The sequence below is a fragment of the Herbaspirillum lusitanum P6-12 genome, from assembly GCF_000256565.1.
Taxonomy (GTDB): Bacteria; Pseudomonadota; Gammaproteobacteria; order Burkholderiales; family Burkholderiaceae_D; genus Herbaspirillum; species Herbaspirillum lusitanum.
Window position 1 is genome coordinate 1 of record NZ_AJHH01000506.1, and the last position, 1587, is coordinate 1587.

The window sequence follows — 1587 nt, forward strand, 5'->3', positions numbered from 1 at the left end:
GAGTTTTTCCAGTTGCGCGACCAGCACGGCCATGGCTTCGCGTTCTTCTTCATTGGCGCACAGCGTCGCCTGCGACACGATCAGGCGCTCGATTTCGCGGCGGCTCTGAATCACCTGCAACTGCCCCTGATAATCGATTTCAGAGATGAAAATTCCCTGCCGCGGCACGATGTGCACGAGGCGCTGGAAGGCCAGTTTTTGCAAGGCGTCGCGGGTCGGCGAGCGGCCGATGCCGATGCGTTCGCTCAGGACGATTTCCGACCATTGGGTGCCTGGCGGCAGGCCGCCGGTCACGACCAGTTCTTCGAGGAGAACGTAAGCCTTCTCAGTCTGGCTGACGGCTTCCCGGTCGAACAATTTGTCTGTTGATGTCATGCAGTGTTTGCCAGTGTTTGCTGAAGCTCACGCTTCAATACCTTGCCGGTTCCGTTTTTGGGTAGTTTTTCCACGAATACATAGCGCTTGGGTCGCTTGAAGCGGGCGATGGTGCGGATGCAGAGTTCGTCCAGTTCCTGCTCGCCGGCGCTCGCGCCTGCATGACAGACGATGAAGGCCACCACCGATTCTCCCCATTCCGGATCAGGCGCCCCGACCACCGACACTTCTTCGACCGCGGGGTGCGTCAGCAGCGCTTCCTCGACTTCGCGCGGGTAGATATTTGTGCCGCCGCTAATGATAACGTCTTTCGAGCGGTCTTTGAGGTGCAGCAAGCCTCTTTCGTCGATCAGGCCGATGTCGCCGGTGCGCAGCGCGCCGCCGCCGATGGTCTGGCGCGTGGCTTCCGGGTTGCCCCAGTAGCCAGTCATGACGGTGGGGCCACGTACGATGACTTCGCCGGGCGTACCGGCCGTCACTGGATTGCCGTCGGCGTCGACGATCGTGATGCCGATCGCGGTCTGGGCGAAACCAACCGAAACCAACATGGCGGTGTCGTCGGCGGCGACGGCGCGCGCCAGCAAGTCGGCCGACAGCGCCGAGATGGTCATCGGTGTTTCGCCCTGGCCGTACAGTTGCGCCACGCGCGCGCCGAAGCACTGTACCGCGCTCTTGATGTCTTCCGCATAGAACGGTGCACCGCCGACCAGCAGGCAGCGCAGGCCGGGCCATGTTACGCCGGTGTGGTTGCGGACGTGCTGGATCAATCGCATGACGATGGTGGGCGCAGCGAACAGGCTGGCTTTGTCGTAGTGATTGAGTAGCCCGAACAGTTCGGCTTCATCCAGTCCGCCCGATTCCGGAATCACCTGCAGGCCGCCGCGGATGAAGTACGGCACGCTGTACAGACCGCTGCCGTGCGACATCGGTGCAACGTGGATCAGCACGTCATCGCTGGCCAGCGGCTGCACGTCGATCAGGAAATGCATCGCCATGCTGACCATGTTGGCGTGCGTCAGCATCACGCCCTTGGGACGGCCGGTGGTGCCGCTGGTGTAGAACAGCCAGGCCAGCGCATCGGCTGCGATGGGGAAGGCGTCGAGCAACGGGCCGGATGCGGCGTCAAGGTAGTGATCCGTGCCGACGTCGACGATCTTCAGCGCTGGGTTGGTCTCACCGAGTGGCCGCAACGACTGGTACAGCGCACCCTGC

General features: G+C 62.6%; 2 protein-coding genes. Both read right to left on the reverse strand.

The window, feature by feature from the left end; genetic code table 11:
- Window positions 1-375 (reverse strand): GntR family transcriptional regulator (locus HLUSI_RS0117100; RefSeq protein ID WP_016835125.1); only part of this gene is annotated, 375 nt, incomplete at its 3' end.
- Window positions 372-1587, reverse strand: a 1216-nt coding sequence (locus tag HLUSI_RS29215; RefSeq protein ID WP_016835126.1) for an AMP-binding protein, incomplete at its 5' end; no start/stop codon positions are given. The genes HLUSI_RS29215 and HLUSI_RS0117100, both read right to left, overlap by 4 nt.